Source organism: Duganella hordei (genome assembly GCF_040369125.1).
Taxonomy (GTDB): domain Bacteria; phylum Pseudomonadota; class Gammaproteobacteria; order Burkholderiales; family Burkholderiaceae_D; genus Rugamonas; species Rugamonas hordei.
This window is the reverse complement of record NZ_BPWI01000008.1, coordinates 239,446-260,679: the sequence shown is the minus strand read 5'-3', so window position 1 is coordinate 260,679 and position 21,234 is coordinate 239,446. Positions and strand designations below refer to the sequence as shown.

Here is a 21,234-nt window from a genome sequence, read left to right as displayed (position 1 = left end):
CATGCCTGAGGCGGCTCGCACGATTTGATGCGTCTCAATTGTGCGTTGGAAGCACCGGCGAGGTCCGCCGGTATCCACTATGATGCCCTCTTCCCCGGTGCACCGGATGGAGAGGGACAGCATGAACAGCCTATGGCCGGCGCTGGCCGGCATCGCACCTTGTTTGCTGGCGTTGTGGTATGGCGAAGCACGTGCCCGCGTCCTGCGCGCGCGCTGCACCCAATTGCAGGGTGCGCTGGAATCCCACCGCGACGCCGAAATGCGCCTGGACTACATCGCTCACCACGACAGCCTCACCGGCCTGCCCAACCGCCTGCAGTGCCAGCTGCGGCTTGAGCACGGCATCGCCTACGCGCGCCGCCACAGCAGCCTGCTGGCGGTGCTGTTTATCGACATCGACCATTTCAAGGCCATCAACGACAACCTCGGCCACGACGCCGGCGACCAGGTGCTGGTGCAGTTTTCCCAGCGCCTGCGCAGTTGCGTGCGCGAGGTCGACACGGTGGCCAGGCAGAGTGGCGACGAGTTCATCGTGCTGCTGACCGAACTGCACAGCGCGCTCGATGCGCAGCAGGTGGCCGACAAGATCATCGCCGCCATCGCCGCGCCGTTCCTGGTCCACGGCGAAACGCTGGCGGTGGCGGCCAGCATCGGCATCGCCGTCTATCCGGACGACGCCGCCGACACCGACGCGCTGCTGGAAAAAGCCGACCTGGCGATGTATGCGGCCAAGCAGCGCGGCAAGGGCAGCGGCCTGCGCTTCGTGCCCAGCATGCAGGCCAAGGCGTATTCGCGGCTGGTGCTGGAAACCTCGCTGCGGCATGCGCTGGAGCACAACGAGTTCGTGCTGACCTACCAGCCCAAGCTGAACCTGAACGAGCAGAAGATCACCGGCGTGAAGGCGCTGATACGCTGGCGCCATCCGGAGCTGGGGCTGGTGATGCCGCCGGATTTCCTGCCGGTGCTGGAGGAGAGCGCGCTGATCCTGCCGGTCGGCGTGTGGGTGATGGCGACGGCGGCGGCGCAGGCGCGGCGCTGGATGGAACTGGGCCGTCCGCTGACGGTGTCGGTGCACCTGTCGCTGCGCCAGTTCTACCAGAAGGATATCGCGCACGACTTCGGCGAGATACTGCGGCAGGCCGGCGTGCCGGGCCGCTACATCGAACTGGAAATCACCGAGGACATGTTGATCGACAAGGGGCAGAACTGCGACGCCATCCTGCGCCAGTTCAAGCAGCTGGGCGTGGGCATCTCGATCAGCGACTTCGGCACCGGCTATGCGTCGCTGAACTACCTGCGGCGCTTCCCGGTGGACTTGGTCAAGATCAACAAGTCCTTCATCGACGACCTGCGGCGCAGCGCGCGGCAGCCGACCGACCGCCTTGCCGACGGCCGGACGGCGGACGAGGGGGCGATGGTGCGCGCCATCATCGCGATGGCGCATACGCTGAACATGCGGGTGGTCGCCGGCGGCGTCGAGACCGGCGACCAGTTGAGCCAGCTGGAGGCGATGGGCTGCGACGAGGCCTTCGGCTTCTGCCTCAGCGGGGCGGTGTCGCCGGACGAGCTGGAGGCGCTGCTGCTGAGCCGCCAGCGCCGCCTGGAAGCGCTTACTTCGTCGTGACCGCCGGCGGCGCGAAGAACCACGTCAGCGGCCGCTGCACGCGCGCCGCCCACGAGCGCTCGTTGTGGATGGCGCCTTCGGCCGGGTAGAACATCAGGTCTTCATTCAGGCGGTAGCCTTTGGCCAGCATGGCGTCGCGCATTTTCAGCGTGTCGGCCAGGCCGTCGTCGTCGCTGCCGGCGTCGAGGTAGAACTTGACGTTCGACGGCGCCGGCACCCTGGCCGTCATGTCGCCCTTGTTCCACCAGAACGAACTCGAGACGCCGCCGGCCATGGAAAACACGTCCGGCCGGCGCTGGGCGATGTAGACCGAGGCGATGCCGCCCAGCGAGGAACCCATGATGGCGGTGTGCTCGCGGCCGGGCAGCGTGCGCAGGTTGGCGTCGGCCCAGGGCTTGACGGTATCGACGATGAAGGCCATGTAGGCATCGAGCTTGCCGCCGCCGTATCGCGGGTCGCAGCAGGGCGTGTATTCCGGCAGGCGGTCGGCGGTGTTGTCGATGCCGACGACGATGGCCGGGACGATGGCGCCGCCGGCGATCAGCCGGTCCATCGTCTGCGCGATCTCCCAGGCGGCGCCGTAGGCGGCATCCTTCGGATCGAACAGGTTCTGGCCGTCGTGCATGTAGAGCACCGGATAGCGCTGCTGCGGATGAGCGTCGTAGCCGGGCGGCAGGTAGATGCGCAGCTTGCGGCTGTTGCCCAGCTGCGGCGAGGCGAGCTGCTCGACGATGCGGATCGTGCCCGCCTGCGGCACGGCGGCCCAGGCCGGAACAGTGGTGGCGGCGGCCATGGCGGGTTTGGTCGCGGCGCGCGGCAGAGGCATGACGCGGATGCCGTGCAGTTCGAAACGGTTCGACGGTCCCTTGACGCCGCCCGCATCCGCATAGCTGGTGTTGGACTTCAGGTAGCTCATGTTGTAGAAGTCGGACAGCTCCAGGCTGTAGCTGCCGGCCGTCAGCCCGGCCTTGACCGGCGTCGACCATGACGGTCCCGCATCGGCGGGCGAGTGCGGCAGCTGCACCACGCCTTGTGCCGCGACCTTGCCGTCGCCATCCCTGACCGTCAGCCATTTTACGCCGCCGCTGATGCCCAGGTTGATCTGGTGCGCGGTGTTGCGGTACTTGAGCTGCAGCGCGTAGCTGCCGTCGCGGTCGACTTTGATAGCCGGCAGCGCGGCGATATCGGCGGCGGCGATTTCCACGCCGGTGTTCAGGCATACGGGCGCGCTGTGGTGGCTGCGGTTGCCGGAGCCGGTGTACATCGCCTCGACCGCGTAGCACAGGTTGTCGTTCTCGCCTTTGCCGAGCAGCGGCGCGCGGCGGTCGGCCCAGGTCCTGGCGGTAACGCGCTGGGTCGCCAGCTTGCCGTTGCGGTAGATGTTGACCACCGCTCCCTTGTCGACGCCGTCTATCGTCAGCGTCGGGAAATCATAGGTGCCGCGTTCCAGTTTGACGATGCGCGGCTCGGAGGGAGAGTAGACCGCGGGATCGTTCGCCAGCGGTTGCGCGCTCACGCGGTGGATCGCCTGCTGGCCAGCCACCAGTTTGCCGAGCGCGATCTCGATGACGTTGTCGTCGGCGAGCGCCGACCACGGCATCGTGGCGGAATTCACCGGCTTGCCGTTCAGACGCACCGACTCGATGGCGTAGTAACCGTCGCCGCGTACGGCCGGCGGCAGCGACAGGCGCAGCTGCATGCGCTTGCCGCGCAGGTTCAGGCGGTTCATCGTCACCGTATCGCTGCCGGCAAAGGTCTCGCGGCGCAGCTTCGCCGTCACGAACGGTTGCAGCGCGATGCCGTCATCGGTGGTCTGCACGCCGAACACGCCGCCGACCACCATGCCGAGATAGGCGCCGACGGACCACAGCTGGCGGCGTGAATCGACCACCGGCCCGCTCAGGTCTGCCTGCGCGCGCTTGTCGCGCAACATCGGCTGGCCGGATAGCCATTCGAAGTTTTCCATGTTCGACAGGTTCAATGCGGCGCCGCGCATCAGCGTGTCGTAGGCTGCATCGGCCACCGCCGTGTTGCCCGCCCTGGCGGCCGCTTTCAGGCCGAACGCCGTCACGAAAGGCCAGATCGCGCGGTTGTGGTAAATCGCCACGCCCGGCTGCTGCGGATAGATCACCGGCGCGCCCATCGGTCCATGCGGATAGTGCGCCAGGATGCTCTGCGCCTGCTGGTCGTCGGCGATGCCGGTGACGATCGCCAGCGTCTGGCCCAGCCAGTCATACTTGTACAGCGGCGCGCCGTCGAAATGGCCGGCGGTCACGCTGCTGTACATGCCGGCGTCGGGCTGCCACAGGCGCTGGTTGATGGCGCGCTTCAGGTCCGCCGCCCATGCGGTGTACTTGTCGGCCAGCGCGTTGTCGCCCTGTTCGCGCGCCAGCCGCGCGGCCAGCGTCAGCGCCTTGTAGTGGCCGGCGTTGGTGGACAGTGCCTTGGAGGTCGCCATGCTGGCCAGGTCGCGCGGGATCCAGGCGGCGTAGCTTTGCTCGCGCCAGTCGAGGAAGGATTCCTCGCCGTTGTACAAGCCGTCGGCCTGGTCGTAGACGGCAAGGCGGTCGTTTTCCAGCGTGTTGTAGAGCGCCTTGAGCGCGGTCGCCGCGAAGGCCTTGCGCTCGTCGGGCGCCAGCGCCTTCAAGGCCTCTTCGGCGCCGAAGGCCCAGCTGACGCGGTCCGTGCTGACCGGCCAGCTGCCGCCGCTGCCGGTGTCCTGGATGATCTGCAGGCCGTCGGCGGTGCCGGCGACGTGCGCGCCCGGCGTGACGCCGTCGCGATAGCCGGACAGCTTGAACTCCAGCGAATTGCGCACGCGGCGCGGATCGAGCATGCCCAGTCCCAGCGATGCCGCGTAGGACAGGTCGCGGGTCCAGACGTAGTGCCACAACTCGCCCGTTTCAAAGCAGTTGCAGGAGATGGCGTTGCCGCCGTTGTAGCTGCCGTCGCGGATTTCACTGACGGAGTCCAGCCGCATCTCATTGGCGGCCATGGCGAACAATGCGTCAAAGGCCAGGTTGCCGCTGCGGACGGTCGGGAAGTGCTCCGATTCCTGGTAGCTGATTTCCTGTTTGCCGCCTTCGCGCACGCGCATCGTGGTCGACTGCGTGTAGCTGCGCACCGCCGCGCCGGCGTCCGGCGTGGTGTAGCGGACGGTTTCCTGCTTGCCGTCGTAGGTGGCGTAGCTGGCGCTGACGGTGGTCGCCGCCATCGACGGCAAGGAGGGCAACGTCAGCGCGACGGCGGCGCACAGCAGGCTCAAACGAAAACTCATCATTCGATCTCCAGGATCAGCGCCGAGCGCGCCGGCAGTGTGACTTCGCCGTCCAGCGACACGCGCCGGCCGGTGGCGACGTCCACGCCCGAGCGCACGCCGTCCAGCATCTCGTGGAAGCGCGCGGTTTTCAGCACGGTGTCGGTCTTGTTCTTGTTGAAGGCCACCATCACCTTCTTCGCGCCATCGTAGCGGAAATAGACATAGGTGTTCTGTTCCGGACCGTAGTGCATCATCTTGCCGTGATGGATGACGGCTGCGCCCTTGCGCCAGTTGAGCAGCTTCTTCACATACGCCTGCGCCGCCAGCTGCTGCGCGCTCAGTCCCGCGCCGGTGAAGGCGTTGACGGCATCGCCGCTCCAGCCGCCGGGGAAGTCGTGGCGATAGGAGGCGTCGTCGCGGCCCTTGGTGGTGCTGGTCATCTGGATCTCGGTGCCGGCGTAGAACTGCGGAATGCGCGGCGCCGTCGCGACGAAGACCATCGCCATGCGGAACAGCGCGTCGTCGGCATTGAGCTCGCTGTAGATGCGCGACACGTCGTGATTGCCTTCAAACAGCACCAGATTGCCCGGATTCGGATACAGGTAGTCCTGCGACAGCGTTTCGTACAGAGTGGTCAGGCTGTATTGCTCGCCGTCGGCGGCCGAGAGGGCGCGGCGCAGCGTGTCGGTGAGCGGGAAGTCCATCATGCTTGGCATGTGCGACACGTAGCCGTTGAAATTCTGCTTGCCCTCCTGCCAGTGCGCGACGACCGGGATCAGCGGGCTCCATTCCTCGCCCACCAGGTTCAGTTTCGGGTACTCGGCCATCACGCTGCCGGACCAGCGGCTGAGGAAGTCGTTGTTGGAGTAGCCGTAGGTGTCCACGCGCAGGCCGGACAGGCCGGCGTACTCGATCCACCAGATGTCGTTCTGGATCAGGTAGGTCGCGACATAGGGATTGGCCTGGTTCAGGTCCGGCATGCCCTGCACAAACCAGCCCTCGGTGAAGTTGCGCTTGTCCTCGTCCGACGCATAAGGATCCTGCAGCGCGACGCGGTGATGCTCGGTCGGCACGTACTTGCCCTGGTAGGTCAGCCAGTCCGGCGCCGGCATGTCCTGCATCCACCAGTGCTTGCTGCCGATGTGGTTGAGCACCACGTCCTGGATCACGCCCAGTCCCTTGGCCCGCGCCTGCGCGACGAAGCTGCGGTACTCCTCGTTGCTGCCGTAGCGCGGATCGATGCGGTAGTGGTCGGTGGTGGCGTAGCCGTGGTAGGAGCCGTCCGGCATATTCGACTCCAGCAGCGGCGTCGGCCAGATCTGCGTGTAGCCCATGCCGGCGATGTAGTCCAGGTGGTCGGCGATGCCCTTGATATCGCCGCCGTGGCGGCCGGAGCCGTCCGCCCGGTTCACGCGGTCGGCCATGCCGGCGGCGTTGTCGTTGGCCGGATTGCCGTTGGCGTAGCGGTCCGGCATGACTTCATAGATGGCGTCGGCGCTGCTGAAGCCGATGCGTTGGGCCGAGTCCCTGGCGCGCGCCAGCAGTTGATAGCTGTAGTGGACATCCTGGTTGCCATGCTTGAAGGCCAGGTCCATCTTGCCGGGCGCCGCGTCCGGGGCGATCTCCAGGTCGATGAACAGGTAGTTCCTGTTGGCGACCCGCGACACCGAGGCGATGCGCACGCCCGGATACGCCAGCGCCGGCTCCAGGTCGGCGATCCGCGGCCCGTGCACCATCAGCTGCAGTTTGCTGTTGTGCATGCCGGTCCACCACAGCGGCGGGTCCATATGGTCGATGCGGTAAGGCTCCGCGTGAGCGACAAAGGGCAGGGCGGCCAGCAACGCGGCGGCAAGGGTTTGGTTCATGGCGTCTCCAAGTAGTCGGACTACAGGTTGGTTATCTAGGCTTGTCGGGCGAGAATACTATGAAACAAACGGGCTATCAAACGACAAATTCTAGTTTTAATACAATTCCAGCTGCCGTTTTTGCTGGCATCCGCCGCCATTTGTTTTTCCGACAAGGTTTGTGGTGGCTTTTAGTTTGAAATGCTACGAACTGAAGTGGTATGGCAGGTAAAAATGTAGTTCCACTACACATTGCTATGCCTTGGTCTGTAGCCGAAATACAACGGGGACAACGTTTTCATAGGGAGTCTACGGGCTGCCGCCACTCTGCGGGCGTAGGCTGATTGAAGTTTAATTGACACGGAATCTAGTTTTAGTACAAAATTCTTCGTAGAACGTCTTTTAGAACGTTTGCATTCCTTGGAACCCGTGTAGTCGATGTAGCGAGAGCTGGCTGTAGTGTCGCGGGTATATTTTTAGATGAGTGAGGGGACATTAATGAAGAAATCCGCCAACCAGCGTGGTGCCGGCTCCGCGCCGACCAATGTTGCATTCAAATTGAGCCCGGTTGCCGCCGGCTGCGCCATTCTGCTGTCCGCAATGGTCACCCCATCGTACGCGCAAGACGCGACGACGGGCGTCGGTGCCGATGGCAAGCCGCTGCAAACGGTGACTGTGTCCGGTATTCGCCGCGGTATCGAAGACGCTATCTCCGTCAAAAAAGACGCCAGCTCCATCGTTGAGGCCATCTCCGCTGAAGACATCGGCAAACTGCCCGACACCACCATCGCCGAATCGCTGGCCCGCCTGCCAGGCCTGACCACCCAGCGTACCAAGGACGGCAGCGCCTCCACCATCAGCATCCGCGGCCTGGGCCCGGACTTCGCCGGCTACCTGTTGAACGGCCGCGAACAGACCAGCACCGGCGACAGCCGCGCGGTCGACCTGAGCGTGTACCCGGCCGAACTGATCGCCGGCGCCACCGTCTACAAGACCAATGACGCCGCCGTCGTCGGCCAGGGCCTGGCCGGTACCATCGACCAGCAGCTGATCGACCCGCTGGCCTTCGGCAAGCGCACCATCTCGGTCAAGGCGCAGAAGACCAAGAACGGCCTGGGCCTGGACGTGCAGGGCTCCGGCCGCCGCGCCAGCCTGACCTACATCGACCAGTTCGCCGACCGCAAGATCGGCGTGGCGATCGGCTACGTGCACCAGACGGGCAGCTCCGGCCAATTCGAATTCGGCACCTGGGGCGACTACACCGGCCCGGTGACCACCACAGGCGGCGCCACCGTCAACGCCAAGGTCCCGGGCGGCAACGGCTTCAACATCGACACCCGCACCGTCACCGACAAGCGCGACGGCGTGGCCGCCATCCTGGCGTTCAAGCCGAACAAATCGTTCAACAGCCAGATCGACATGTTCTGGTCCAAGATCGACGACTACACCAAGATCGACCAGATCCAGATCCCTGGCACCGGCAAGTTCATCAACGCCAACGTCGCCAACGGCGTCGCCACCTCGGCCACCATGACCGGCGTGGGCCTGATCGACCGCAACGAAGGCATCTTCGACCACGACAAGATCAAGTCGATCGGCTGGAAGAGCAACCTGAAAATGGCCGACGGCTGGAGCGCGATGGTTGACTTCAGCCACAACTCGGCCGTGCGCGTCGAGCGCGACGACGAATACTACGGCGGCACCCCGACCAACGCCAATCTGACGATGACCGGCCTGGACGGCCGTACGCCGCAGCTGAGCTACGGCAACAGCCTGACCGATCCGAACACCATGGCTGTGCGCAACCAGTGCGGCTGGTCCGGCATCGCCAACAACTCCGCCTGCGGTTCCGTGGCGCAGGCCGGCTACGCCAAGGGCCCGACCGTGACCGACCAGGTCAACGCGATCCGCGCCGAAGGCAAGTATGAGCTGCCGGACGGTTCGATGTTCAGCACCCTGAAGTTCGGCGCCAACGTCACCAACCGCACCAAGGACCGCGTCACCGACGAAGGCCTGATCGTCTCGGCCAGCGGCGGCGGCTACGACCGCGTTCCATTCCCGGCCGGTTCGTCCGTGGCGCACAACGTCGGCGGCGTCGGCATCGACATGCTGGTGTTCGCGCCGCAGGAACAGCTGATTCCAGGCGCCGCGCTGCAGCGCAAGTACAACAACGACATCCTGTCGAAGAGCTACGGCGTGAAGGAAAAGGTCACTACCGGCTATGCCCGCCTGGACATCGACACCAAGCTCGGCGAGTTCCCTGTGCACGGCAACGTCGGCGCCCAGCTGGTCCATACCGACCAGTCGTCGACCGGCTTCCGCGCCAACGTCGGCTCCAGCCCGACCCTGACCAACCCTTCGCCAGGCATGTCGGAAGACGGCACCAAGTACCACGACTTCCTGCCGGCGTTGAACCTGAACTTCGACCTGGGTAACAGCTACCTGGCCCGCTTCGGCCTGTCGCGCCAGATCGCCCGTCCGGACATGACCGACATGCGCAACTCGTTCAGCTTCGCGGTCAACACCAACCCGACCGCCGTGAACGGCGTGCCGCAGCCGGCCCGTTATGAGGGTTCGGCCGGCAATCCGCACCTGAACCCGTTCCGCGCCAACGCGCTGGACCTGTCGCTGGAGAAGTACTTCGCCAAGAAGGGCTACCTGAGCGCCGCCGTGTTCTACAAAAAGCTGAACAGCTACATCGTTCCGCAGACCTACTCGGACTTCGACTTCACGCCGTTCCTGGCGACCTTCGGCCTGCCTAACCTGCCGAGCGGCAACAAGGGCATCTACACCACGACCACCAACGGCACCGGTGGCGACCTGAAGGGCCTGGAGCTGAGCGCGTCGGCGCCGTTCGAGATGATCCACCCGATGCTCAACGGCTTCGGCGCCAGCGGCAGCTATTCGTCCACCTTCAGCTCGGTACAACTGCCTAACATCATCGGCAAGAATCCGGACCAGGTGGCCGACGCCGGCAGCATCCCGCTGCCAGGCCTGTCGAAGACCAACGCCAAGGCGCAACTGTACTTCGAGAAGAAAGGCTTCAGCGCCTTCATCGCCGAGAACTACCGTTCGCGCTACGTCGGCAAGGTGGCCAACGACACCGTCGGCGGTTTCCCGGCGCTGGTGTTCATCGAGTCGCAGAAGTGGATCTCGGCCCAGGTCGGCTACGAGTTCCAGGAAGGTCCGCTCAAAGGCCTGTCCCTGCGCGTCGAGGCGAACAACCTGAACAGCCCGTACTACGTCGAGTCCAATGCTGACGGTTCCACCAAGACCCGTACGCAAACCGGCCGCACGCTGTTCTTCACGGTCGGCTACAAGATGTAATAAGGCAGTGGCCTGAAACCTCCAAGCCCCTTGCCGGAATGTTGCCGGCAAGGGGCTTTCTACCTTTATACTTCTGATAAGACCATGCATCTCCCCTTGCATGGTGTCTGGGTCTGGATGATGGAACAACGCAAACTGAAAAATATCGTCATCGTCGGCGGCGGCACGGCCGGCTGGATGACCGCCTCCGCGCTGGCCAAGTCGCTCAAGGGCCAGTACAGCATCAAGCTGGTCGAGTCGGACCAGATCGGCACCATCGGCGTGGGCGAAGCCACGATCCCGATGATCAACCTGTTCAACCGCATGCTGGAGCTGGACGAAGACGAGTTCATGCGCCAGACCCAGGGCACGTTCAAGCTCGGCATCGAGTTCGTCAACTGGGGCCGCATCGGCGACCGCTACTACCACGGCTTCGGCGTCATCGGCCAGGACACGTGGACGGTGGACTTCCACCAGTACTGGCTCAAGCAATACCTGGCGGGCAAGGCGCCCGAGCTGGACCATTTCTCGCTCAATAATGTCGCCAGCATGCACAACAAGTTCATGCGCGCGCAGACCGACCTGCCCAATTCGCCGCTGGCGCAGATCGTGCACGCCTACCAGTTCGATGCCAGCCTGTACGCCAAATTCCTGCGCAACTTCAGCGAGGCGCGCGGCGTGCAGCGCATCGAAGGCAAGATCGCCGAGGTCCAGCTGCGCGACGCCGACGGCCACATCGCGGCCGTGGTGCTGGAGGACGGCGGCAAGATCGACGGCGACCTGTTCATCGACTGCTCGGGTTTCCGCGCGCTGCTGATCGAGGGCGCGCTCAAGACCGGCTACGAGGACTGGTCGCACTGGCTGCCGTGCGACACGGCCATCGCCGTGCCCTGCGCCAACGCCGCCGAGCTGACGCCGTTCACGCGCGCCACCGCGCGCGGCGCCGGCTGGCAGTGGCGCATCCCGCTGCAGCACCGCATCGGCAACGGCCACGTCTTCTCCAGCAAGTACATGAGCGAAGACGAGGCGACCTCCATCCTGATGAGCAACCTCGATGGCGAGCCGCTGGCCGAGCCGCGCCCCGTGCGCTTCCGCACCGGCAAGCGCACCACGGCGTGGAACAAGAACTGCGTGTCGATCGGCTTGTCGTGCGGCTTTATCGAGCCGCTGGAATCGACCAGCATCCACCTGATCCAGATGGGCATCGCGCATCTGCTGACCTACTTCCCGGCGGCCGGCTTCGATGCCGCCGATATCCGCCAGTTCAACCGCGTGATGGACGACGAGTACATCTGGGCGCGCGACTTCGTGATCCTGCATTACAAGGCCACCGAACGCAGCGACACGCCATTCTGGGACTACTGCCGCAACATGGCGGTGCCCGAACTGCTGCAGCACAAGATGGATCTGTTCCGCAGCAACGGCCGCGTGTTCCGCGAAGGCGGCGAGCTGTTCACCAAGAACAACTGGCTGCAGGTGATGCACGGGCAGCGGCTGCGCCCCAAGTCCTACAACCCGCTGGTGGACCTGATCGGCGAGCAGGAAATCAACGGCTACATGGACGAAGTCACCAGCGTGATCAAGAACTGCGCGGATGCGATGCCGCTCCATTCCGCCTACATCGCCGCCAACTGCGCGGCGAAGCGGGACAAAATGTAATGTGTGTTTGATTTGACGATAAAAGGAGATATCAATGAAAAAAATAGTCCGTCTGGCCCTGCTGGTTTCGTTGTCCGCCGCGTTTGCCGGTTGCGCCACCACCGGTCCGCGTACCGCCATGCTGACCTACGACAGCAATCCTGCCGGCGCCACCATCTACGAAGGCGGCAAGTCGCTCGGCATCGCGCCGGTGACGCGCACCTATGAGTTCGGCGATTCGGTCAGCAGCATCGCCACGCCGGAAGTGACGGCGGTGTGGACCAGCGGCGCCAAGGCCACTTACTGGACCAATCTGTCGGTGCGCACCGATCTGGCCGCGACCATCGAGCGTCCATTGAATGCGCCGGGCCTGGACAAGGACCAGGCCGCGGCCAAGCCGCTGCTGGAGCAGCGCGCGCGTGAGGCGGAGCGTCTGAAGGATGAGAACATGCGCGAAACCGCGCGCAATTCCGCCCGCTGCCGCGAGCAGATGCAGAAGGGGAACGTGGCGACCAGCGATTGCTGACCGCCATGCCAGGTCACCGCGTCATTGGCCGGAGCGGTTCTTGACGCTGGGCCGTTCGGCCACCCTGGCCTGCCACGCCGCCAGCGCGGGCAGGCTTGCCGGCACCGTGACGTCGACGAAGGCCGCGTGCAGCAGCGCGCAGTAGGCGGTGATGTCGGCCACCGAGAACTGCCCGCCGGCGAGGTAGGGTTGGGTCGCCAGCACGCTGTCGAAGTACGCCATGCCGCGCTTGAATTTCTCCAGGTTGCGTTCTCCCCATTCCTTGCGGTGCGCCCATTCGGGGCTCTTGTACGGCTGCAGCGCTTCGCCCAGGCCGGGCGTGGCGTGATGGAAGTAGATGCCGATGGCGTCGATCAGCTGGTCGTCGGCGCGTTTCTGCATCATGTGGATCATGGCCTTCTCGCGCGGGGTGGTGCCGGTCAGCGCAGGCTTGCCGTCCAGGTTGTCCAGGTACTCGGTGATGGCGATGGATTCCGAGATGAAGACGCCGTCGTCCAGTTCCAGCACCGGCACCACGCCGGTCGGGTTCTTGGACAGGAAGGCTTGCTGCTTGTGCTCGGCCGCGAACAGGTCGACCTTGACGAATTCGATCTGCTCGGTGAGGCCTTTCTCGGCCAGGACGATGCGGATGCGTGCGGGGTTGGGGAAGCCGGGGATGTCGTGGATTTTCATAGGATCTTTCATTAAATCTACCTCTCGGTAGATAGGTTACAATGGATCGATAAGCTGGATTTGTCTATCTATCGATAGGTAGATAATAAGTCCGGAGGTTTTGTCGCGTCAAGCGATTTTTTTTACCGGGAATGGATATGGCAAGCGACAAGAAGCAGGAAGTGATGATGGCGGCGCGCCTGATGGTGCAGGCCGGCGGCTACAACGCGCTGAGTTTTCGCGACCTGGCCGAGGCGGTGGGGGTCAAGAGCTCCAGCATTCATTACTACTTTCCGACCAAGGGCGACCTTGGCGCGGCGCTGGCGCGCCAGTACACCGAGGAGTTCCTGGGCTACCTGGAAGGCTTGCTGGCCGATGGGCTGGACTGGAAGGAGTGCATCGCCAGGTATGCGGCGGTGTTCCGCGATACGCTGATGCGCGAGAACCGCATGTGCATGGCCGGCGTGCTGGCGGCCGAGCGACCCAGCCTGGCGCCGGAGGTGAAGGCGGAAGTGGAGCGGTTTACCACATTGATCGTCGAGTGGCTGGCCAGGGTGCTGGCGATCGGCAAGCCGAAGATGGCGCCGGCGGCGTTGAAGGGATGGGCGTTTGCCGTGTTCTCGGCGATTGAAGGCGCGCAGCTGGTGGCGCGCGGGTGCGATGATGTGAAGGTGTTCGACCAGACGTTGGCCGGATACAGGGCAGCGGGTCTGCTGCCCTGATATGCTGGCCTTACTTCTTCTCAGCCGCCGCAAAGGCGGCGTTCTGCGCATCCAGCCAGGTTTTGAGCGGTGCGAAGTAGTCGAGCAGCGCGCCGCCGTCGATCTTGTCTTCGCCTGAAATCGCCTTCAACGCTTCCGGCCACGGCTTGCTCGCGCCCATCGCCAGCATCTGCTGCAGCTTGGCGCCGGCCTTGGCGTTGTCGTACACCGAGCAGCGGTGCAGCGGACCGGTGTAACCGGCTTCGCGGCACAGCGCGCGGTGGAACTGGAACTGCAGCATGTCGGCCAGGAAGTAGCGAGCGTACGGCACGTCGGCCGCCACGTGGTACTTGGCGCCGGCGTCGAAGCCGTCGCTGGAGATCGCGGCCGGGCGCTTCATGCCCATGTATTGCTCGCGCAGCTGCCACCAGGTCTTGTCGTAGTCCGCAGGCTTGGTCTTGCCGGAGTAGACGTCCCAGCGCCATTTGTCGACCGAGTAGGCGAAGGGCAGAATCGCGACCTTGCTCAGCGCGCGTTCCAGCAACTGGCCGATGTCGGCGTCGGCGTCCGGAGCCTGGTCCATCAGGCCCACTTTCTGCAGATAGCCCGGCGTGATCGACAGCGCCACGGTGTCGCCGATGGCTTCGTGGAAGCCGTCGTTGGCGCCGTTGCGGAACAAATAGGGTTGCTTGCCATAGGCCAGGAAGTAGTAGACGTGACCCAGCTCGTGGTGGATCACGGTAAAGTCTTCCGCGGTCGGCGTGATGCACATCTTGATGCGCACGTCGTCCTTCTCGTTCAGCGGCCATGCCGAGGCGTGGCACACCACATCGCGGTCGCGCGGCTTGGTCAGCAGCGAGCGCTCCCAGAACGATGCCGGCAGCTTCTGCATGCCCAGCGAGGTGTAGAAACGCTCGGCGTATTGCGTCATTTGCCTGGCGTCGGTCTTGCGCTCCTCCAGCACCTTGCTCAGGTCATAGCTGCTGGCGCCGGTCGCCGGTTTCAGCAGCGGATACAAGTTGTTCCAGTTCTGCGCCCACATATTGCCGAACAGGTGGGACGGGATCGGGCCGGTCAGCGGCACGACGTCCGGGCCGTAGGTCTGGCGCAGCTTGTAGCGGGTGTAGGTGTGCAGCGCGTCGTACAGCGGCTTGACCTGCTGCCACAGGCGCTCCATCTCGGCGGAGAAGGCTTCCGGCGGCATGTCGTACTGTGCGCGCCACATGGCGCCGGTGTCGGCAAAGCCCATTTGTTTCGCGCCCTTGTTCGACAGGGCGACGTATTCGGTGTACTTCTGCTTGTACGACGGCGACTGCGCGTGCCAGCCCAGCCACATTTCCTTGAGCTTGGCCTCGTCGCGGCTGCTGGCCAGCACCTTCTCCATTTCGCCCAGCGCCATGCAGGCGTCGCCGGTGCCGTCATCCTTCTTGACGCAGTACTTGGCCTTGCCGTAGGCGCCGTTCATGGCGGCCTGCAGCTGCGCATATTGTTCGCGTTCCTTGGCGTCGGCGAAGACCAGCGTCTGCTGCAGCAGCATCATCTTGCGCGCCGGTTCCGGCGCCAGCTTCAAGCCGTTGAAGCGGCGCGCGGCAATCGCCGCCTCGCCCGCCGCCGTCAGGTAGCGTTCGGCGAAGTAGGACGCGATGGCCTCGGTGTCGTCGGTGATGAAGTTGGAACCGACCCAGGCGCCCCTGGCCTGTTCGTTGTTCAGCTTATTGAGACGTTCCTCGGTGTCGGCCAGGAAGCGTTCGGCTTCGGCGACGGTAGGTTTTTTTGCGGGGGCGGCCAGCACGGTGGTACTGGCGGCTGTCATGGCGCTGAACGCCAGCAGCGTGCTGATGAGTTTTGGTGACACAGGCATCTCCCTTGGTGGTCTTGTTGTACAAACCCGGGGTCAGATCTGACATTCGGACACGAGCCCTGCCGTAGCGGCCGCTACGGCAGGGCTCGTGTCCGAATGTCAGATCTGACCCCGGGTTGACAGCAATGATACACGCTTACAGGGCGATGGCGACGCTGCGGCTGGCCTGGCTGGAGGCCGGCATCGGCACGTTCAACACCTTGGACGCTTCGTCCCAGACGAAGATCACCGGCTTGCCGTCGACGCGCACCATCGATGGGTGGCTGGTCACGTTGTGCACCTGCAGCGCGATGCTGCGCTCGGGGCGCTGGTACCGATTGCCCGTTTCCGACTCCACGCGCAGCGTCAGGCTGCGGCCCTGCAGCTTGCTGGCGAAGTGCAGCAGTTCGTACTTGCCCTGTTCGTAGGCTTGCGCGGTCAGGCCGTCGTCGTCATACAGCTTGCCGGCGCCGGCGCTCACCGAGGCGTCGTGGTAGTAGTGCAGCTCGAGATTCTTGGTCGAGTAGTCGCGCGTGGACTGTACCGGCTTGACCATCGGGATGAAGGCGCCGGCGCGGACGTAGACCGGCACGTGGTCGGCGGCCAGCGCGATCGTGTCGGTGACGCCGCCGGCGCGCTTCTCGCCGGTGTAGAAATCGAACCATGCGCTGCGTGCGGGAAAGTAGACCTCGGCCGTGGTGGTGCCTTGCTTGAGCACCGGCGTGACCAGGAAGTCCTTGCCCCACAAGTAGGTCGACGACATCGCGCGCACCCTGGCGTTGCCCGGCTCCTCGTAGATCATCGGCCGCATCAGCGGCAGGCCCTTCTGGTTGTTGTCGAAACCGAGCGTGTAGTTGTATGGCAGCAGGCGGTAGCGCATGCGGACGGCCTCGCGCGCCAGCGCCTTGGTCCGGTCTTCGCGGTAAACCGGCTCCGACGGCACTTCGTCCTGCGCGTGCGGACGGAACACCGGCTGGAACACGCCGTACTGCAGCCAGCGCGTGTACAGCTCATTGTCCAGCACCGGATTGGCGAAGCCGCCCAGGTCCGAGTGCATATAGCCTGCGCCCTGCATGCCCATCTGCAGCGAGATCTCCGGCTGCGATTGCAAGCCGCCCCAGCCCCTGTCCACATCGCCGGACCACGGGATGATGCCGTAGCGCTGCGAACCCGAGTAGCCGGCGCGCATCAGGATGAACGGACGCTCGGTAGGGAAGTCCTGCTGGTAGCCTTCCGCCACCAGCCGCGCCCATTGATGGCCGTAGATGTTGTGGACCTGGTCCGCCGTCAGGCCGCCCGCATGGCGCATGGCGGTCGGATGCACTTCCGGCTCGCCCAGGTCGCCCCAGACGCCGGTCACGCCCTGCTGGCGCAGGCCTTTGTAGATATTCCAGAACCAGTCCTTGCCCGGCTTGGCGAAGATGTCGATCAGCCCCGTGTGGCCGAAGTAGAAGTCGTAGGCCAGCGGCTTGCCGTCGGCGTCGGTGCCGAGCACTTTTTTGTCGATGGCCTCCTGCCATTTGCTGGAGGAGTCCAGGATGAACGGCTCGGTGATGACCACCGTCTGCACGCCTTTTTTCTGGAAGTCCGCGATCATGCCGGTGGGGTTGGGGAAGCTGTCCTGGTCCCATTCCAGGTTGCCCATCGTGCCCTTGATCTCCTTGCCGAACCAGAACAGGTCGAACACGATGGCGTCGAGCGGGATGTCGTCGGCGATGAACTTGTCCACCGTCTGCCGCGCCACGGTCTCGTTGCGGTAGCCGAAGCGCATCGCGAAGTTGCCGAAGGCCCAGCGCGGCGGCAGCGGTTGTTTGCCGGTCAGGCTGGTGTAGTTGCCGACCAGGTCTTCCCACGTGTCGCCGGCGACGACCTGGTAGGTCTTGCGGCCGCCGATGGTCTCGTAGGTCAGGCTGTTGTCCTTCCTGCTGTCGAAATCGAGGTAGCCGGTTTGCGGATTGTCGAAATGGATGGCGTACATTCTCGACGACAGCGCCACCGGTATCGCATAGCCCATCTGCTCCGACTTGTCGCCGTAGCCGTAGTGCGCCTTGTTGTACAAGGTGAAGCGATGGCCGCGGCGGTTCATGCCGACCGCGCGTTCGCCCGCGCCATACAGCGCCTCGTCCTTGTCCAGTGCGAACTCGATGGCTTCCAGTTCGCGCGCTTCGCCCTTGTTGATATCCTTGCTGCCGGTGGCGATATCGTCCTTCATCTTCAGGTAGCCGTGTTTTTCCGCGACCAGCTTCCTGCCCTTGTAGGCGTAGGCGATCTGGAACGGCGACTTGGTAATCGTGACGACGATGCCGGGTGTGGCATATTCGACGCTGTTGGCTTTCGTGACCAGCGTGGTCTTGACTGCGGCCGGCGCCAGCACCACCGCATGCGATGCCGGGTCGGCCTGCTCACCCTTGGGCACGAAGGTGGTTTCGACGATGGCGGCGGAGTAGGGCTTGATCAGGTAGCTGCCGTCGCTGGTGTGGACTTCCAGCTGGCCGTCGCGGCGGGTGGCGCTGTCGAATTTGCGGTCGGCGTTCTGCGCGCTGGCTGCCTGGCTGACTACAATCAGCGGCAGTACGGCCGCCAGTGTGGCGATGGAGTTGCTTTTCATGAAAGTATGCGGTCTCGGTGGTTGTTATGATTTTGTTGTTTGGCTACATTTGACTACAAAATTCGGTCCCTGGGATGGCCTTAAGCCTTTATTTTACTAGGTAATTCTTTCAATTGACACTGATGGGGTGCCGTGTTATTTTGCTACAAATTCAAATAATCGGGGACCCGCAGCATGCAACCATCCAGCAGCAAGCCCATACTGTCGTTCTGGCAGTTATGGAATATGAGCTTCGGCTTTTTCGGCATTCAATTCGGCTTCGCGCTGCAAAACGCCAACACCAGCCGCATCTTCTCCACGCTGGGCGCCAATCCCGACGACTTGTCATTGTTCTGGCTCGCGGCGCCGGTCACCGGCCTGCTGGTGCAGCCCATCATCGGCTATTTGAGCGACAACACCTGGCACCCGACCTGGGGCCGCCGTCGTCCGTTCTTCTTCGTCGGCGCCTTGCTGGCGTCGATCGCGCTGTTCCTGATGCCCAATTCCACCGCGCTGTGGATGGCCGTCGCCGTACTGTGGCTGATGGACGGTGCCATCAACGTGTCGATGGAGCCTTTCCGCGCCTTCGTCGGCGATAAGCTGGGGCCATCGCAGCAGACTGCCGGCTTCGCGATGCAGACCTTCTTCATCGGCTGGGGCGCGGTGATCGCCTCGCTGCTGCCGACCATCTTCGCCGATGTCCTCGGCGTCAGCAACGTGCCGGTCAACGGCGCCATCCCCGACACCGTGCGCTATTCGTTCTACGCCGGCGGCGCCATCTACATGCTGGCCGTGCTGTGGACCGTGGTCACCGTCAAGGAAACGCCGCCGGACGACCTGGCCGCGTTCCGCGCCGAGCAGCAGCGCAGCAAGGGCCTGGGCCACGCCTTCGCCGAGATCCTCGGCGGCTTCACCAAGATGCCGAAGACCATGGTGCAGCTGGCGGCCGTGCAGTTCTTCGCCTGGATTGCGCTGTTCGCGATGTGGATCTACACCACCTCCGCCATCGGCGAAAACGTGTTCGGCACCACCGACGCGCAATCGGCCGCGTTCCAGGAGGCGGGCAACCGCGTCGGCGTGATGTTCGCCGTGTACAGCGGCGTGGCGGCGCTGGCCGCGTTCATCCTGCCCGTCCTCGCGCGCAAGACCAGCCGCAAGTTCGTGCACATGAGCTGCCTGCTGATCGGCGGCGTCAGCCTGTTCAGCATCTACGCCATCCACGACCTGAGCATGTTGTACCTGCCGATGATCGGCGTGGGCGTCGCCTGGGCGTCGATCCTGACCATGCCGTACGCGATCCTGGCCGGCGCGCTGCCGGCCAAAAGGATGGGCTACTACATGGGCGTGTTCAACTTCTTCATCGTCATTCCGCAAATCGTCAGCGGCGTGCTGCTGGGGTTTGTGACCAAACACTGGTTCATGGGCCATACCGTCAAGACCCTGATGCTGGGCGGCGTGTGCATGGTGGTGGCGGGCGTGTTGACGCTGGCCGTGCGCGATAACGCAGAACCGGCCGGCCATTGATGTAATATTGTTCGTGAGACAAGTTACTTGTGCGACGCGATTTTGCCGGAACAGGTAAAACCGTTGCAGTAAATCTGTCACCACCCTACGCGGAGCGAACATGAGCATTCAGACGGTCAACACCAAATCCTTCCCTGGCCAGCGGCCGGGGACTTCCGGCCTGCGGAAAAAAGTCACGGTCTTCCAGCAGCCGCACTATCTCGAAAACTTCGTGCAAAGCGTGTTCGACACGCTGGGCGACTGCGCCGGCAAGACGCTGGTGCTGGGCGGCGACGGCCGCTTCCACAACCGCGACGCCGTGCAGACCATCCTGCGCATGGCCGCCGCCCACGGCTACGCCAAGGTACTGGTCGGGCAGGGCGGCATCCTGTCGACACCGGCCGTGAGCTGCGTGATCCGCAAGCATGGCGCGCTGGGCGGCATCGTGCTGTCGGCCAGCCATAACCCGGGCGGACCGGATGGCGACTTCGGCATCAAGTACAACATCGCCAACGGCGGCCCGGCGCCGGAAAGCGTGACCGAGGCGATCCACCAGCGCACCGAGACCATCACCGAATACCGCATCAGCGACGCCGCCGCCGTCGACCTCAATCGCATCGGCGTTACGCGCATCGAGCAGATGGAGGTCGAAGTGATCGATTCCGTCGCCGACTATGCGGAACTGATGCAGAAGCTGTTCGACTTCGAGGCGATCCGCGCGCTGTTCGGCGGCGGCTTCCGCATGTGCTTCGACGGCATGCACGCGGTCTCCGGTCCGTATGCCAGGGCCATCCTCGAAGGCATGCTGGGCGCGCCGGCCGGCACCGTCATCAACGGCGTGCCGCTGGAGGACTTCGGCGGCCACCATCCGGACCCGAACCCCGTCAACGCCGCCGAGCTGATCGCCATCATGGCCGCCGACGATGCGCCGGACTTCGGCGCCGCATCCGACGGCGACGGCGACCGCAACATGATCGTCGGCCGCAAGTTCGACGTCACGCCGTCGGACAGCCTGGCCGTGCTGGCCGCGAATGCGACCGTGGCGCCGGGCTACCGCGACGGCCTGAAAGGCATCGCCCGTTCGATGCCGACCTCGCAGGCGGCCGACCGCGTGGCCGAGGCGCTGGGCATCCCCGCCTACGAAACGCCGACCGGCTGGAAGTTCTTCGGCACGCTGCTGGACGCCGGCAAGGCCACGCTGTGCGGCGAAGAAAGCTACGGCACCGGCTCCGACCATATCCGCGAGAAGGACGGCCTGTGGGCGGTGCTGTTCTGGCTTAACCTGCTGGCCGCCAGCGGCAAGTCGGTCGAGCAGCTGGTGGGCGAACACTGGGCGCGCTTCGGTCGCAACTACTATTCGCGTCACGACTACGAGGCGGTGGAAACCAACGCCGCCAATGAGCTGATGGCTTCCCTGCGCATCAAGCTGGCCACGCTGCCGGGGCAGGACCTGGGCCATTACGTGGTCGCCCTGGCCGACGATTTCGAATACACCGATCCGGTCGACGGCTCGGTGGCCCGGCAGCAGGGCATACGCATCGTCATGACCAACGGTTCGCGCATCGTGTTCCGCCTGTCCGGCACCGGCACCGAAGGGGCGACCTTGCGCGTCTATCTGGAACGCTACGAAGCCGATCCAACTTATCACCATTTGCCGACGCAGCAGGCCTTGGCGGCGTTGATACTGATCGCCGAGCAGGTCGGCGGCATAACCGGATGGACCGGACGAGCGCGTCCGACCGTCACCACATAAAA

The 21,234-nt window shown here is 64.3% G+C and carries 12 protein-coding genes; 7 read left to right on the top strand and 5 right to left on the bottom strand.

The genetic code is table 11. The annotated features are described in order from the left end of the window. Positions 1 to 121 precede the first annotated feature (121 nt). Entirely contained in the window at positions 122 to 1,624 is a 1,503-nt protein-coding gene (locus tag ABWW33_RS19845; protein WP_353403353.1) for a putative bifunctional diguanylate cyclase/phosphodiesterase, read from the top strand. Here the strand turns inward: ABWW33_RS19845 and ABWW33_RS19840 are convergent. Beyond that, on the bottom strand, positions 1,611 to 4,904 hold the full coding sequence (locus tag ABWW33_RS19840) for an alpha/beta hydrolase-fold protein (protein WP_353403352.1): 3,294 nt from the start codon (positions 4,902 to 4,904) through the stop codon (positions 1,611 to 1,613). The two genes, ABWW33_RS19845 and ABWW33_RS19840, sit on opposite strands and share 14 nt — an antisense overlap. Next, positions 4,901 to 6,748, bottom strand: a complete 1,848-nt coding sequence (locus tag ABWW33_RS19835; protein ID WP_353403351.1) for a glycoside hydrolase family 13 protein — start codon at positions 6,746 to 6,748, stop codon at positions 4,901 to 4,903. The genes ABWW33_RS19840 and ABWW33_RS19835 overlap by 4 nt, the downstream gene beginning before the upstream one ends. 477 nt (positions 6,749 to 7,225) lie before the next feature. Here ABWW33_RS19835 and ABWW33_RS19830 point away from each other — a divergent pair, with 477 nt between their 5' ends. The 3 genes from ABWW33_RS19830 (at position 7,226) to ABWW33_RS19820 (ending at position 12,197) form a co-directional block, all read left to right on the top strand. Next, complete coding sequence (locus tag ABWW33_RS19830; protein WP_353403350.1) at positions 7,226 to 10,054, top strand: TonB-dependent receptor; 2,829 nt, start codon at positions 7,226 to 7,228, stop codon at positions 10,052 to 10,054. A gap of 120 nt (positions 10,055 to 10,174) precedes the next feature. Then, positions 10,175 to 11,692: a tryptophan halogenase family protein gene (locus ABWW33_RS19825; protein WP_353403423.1), complete on the top strand. Its 1,518-nt coding sequence runs from the start codon at positions 10,175 to 10,177 to the stop codon at positions 11,690 to 11,692. Positions 11,693 to 11,726: 34 nt separating this feature from the next. Next, on the top strand, positions 11,727 to 12,197 hold the full coding sequence (locus tag ABWW33_RS19820; RefSeq protein ID WP_176652745.1) for a hypothetical protein: 471 nt from the start codon (positions 11,727 to 11,729) through the stop codon (positions 12,195 to 12,197). 21 nt (positions 12,198 to 12,218) lie between these two features. Here the strand turns inward: ABWW33_RS19820 and ABWW33_RS19815 are convergent, their stop codons facing one another. Next, positions 12,219 to 12,869, bottom strand: a complete 651-nt coding sequence (locus ABWW33_RS19815; protein ID WP_353403349.1) for a glutathione S-transferase family protein — start codon at positions 12,867 to 12,869, stop codon at positions 12,219 to 12,221. A 137-nt stretch (positions 12,870 to 13,006) separates the two neighbouring features. Here ABWW33_RS19815 and ABWW33_RS19810 point away from each other — a divergent pair, with 137 nt between their 5' ends. Further along, positions 13,007 to 13,570 carry a TetR/AcrR family transcriptional regulator gene (locus ABWW33_RS19810; protein WP_176652747.1) on the top strand — a complete coding sequence of 188 codons (564 nt, stop codon included), beginning with the start codon at positions 13,007 to 13,009 and terminating at the stop codon, positions 13,568 to 13,570. Positions 13,571 to 13,580: 10 nt separating this feature from the next. On the opposite strand, the gene ABWW33_RS19805 is transcribed toward ABWW33_RS19810, so the two are convergent. Continuing rightward, complete coding sequence (locus tag ABWW33_RS19805) at positions 13,581 to 15,410, bottom strand: M2 family metallopeptidase (protein ID WP_176652748.1); 1,830 nt, start codon at positions 15,408 to 15,410, stop codon at positions 13,581 to 13,583. Between the two features lie 136 nt (positions 15,411 to 15,546). Beyond that, positions 15,547 to 17,997 (bottom strand): TIM-barrel domain-containing protein, encoded by a 2,451-nt coding sequence (locus ABWW33_RS19800; RefSeq protein WP_353403348.1) that lies wholly within the window; start codon positions 17,995 to 17,997, stop codon positions 15,547 to 15,549. Between the two features lie 174 nt (positions 17,998 to 18,171). On the opposite strand from ABWW33_RS19800, the gene ABWW33_RS19795 reads away from it, so the two are divergent. Then, positions 18,172 to 19,500 (top strand): MFS transporter, encoded by a 1,329-nt coding sequence (locus ABWW33_RS19795; protein WP_353403347.1) that lies wholly within the window; start codon positions 18,172 to 18,174, stop codon positions 19,498 to 19,500. 100 nt (positions 19,501 to 19,600) lie between these two features. Then, positions 19,601 to 21,232, top strand: a complete 1,632-nt coding sequence (locus ABWW33_RS19790) for an alpha-D-glucose phosphate-specific phosphoglucomutase (RefSeq protein ID WP_353403346.1) — start codon at positions 19,601 to 19,603, stop codon at positions 21,230 to 21,232. The last annotated feature ends 2 nt before the right edge of the window (positions 21,233 to 21,234 follow it).